At 52.7% G+C, this 279-nt stretch carries 1 protein-coding gene; it reads right to left on the reverse strand.

Annotation, left to right across the window (positions count from 1 at the left end; all coding sequences use genetic code 11):
- A partial coding sequence (locus R0J87_RS19690) for a YhdP family protein (RefSeq protein WP_498888365.1) occupies positions 1 to 279 on the reverse strand: 279 nt, incomplete at both ends.

Consider the following 279-nt stretch of genomic DNA (forward strand, 5'->3'; position numbering starts at 1 on the left):
GGTTGCCCGTCATATTGTTGTAGAAAAAGCCCTTAGAGAACACGTCGCGAAAATCCAGCCGCAGCTTGCGTACCAGCGAGTCGAGGCTGAAGATAGAAAACAGCCGCGCGCCCTGATCGCTGACTTCACTAAGCGAACCCTCACCAAGGCGGTAATTTACATTGCCGGCCAGATGCGCCAGTGCAAACTGAGTCGGTGCACCCGGCCAGTTCAGCGCAAAATTAATATCCGCACTGCTACCGGATATCGCCGAAGTTATCTGGTATTCATGCAACATAG

This window comes from Halomonas sp. SIMBA_159 (assembly GCF_046536035.1).
Lineage (GTDB): Bacteria > Pseudomonadota > Gammaproteobacteria > Pseudomonadales > Halomonadaceae > Vreelandella > Vreelandella venusta_A.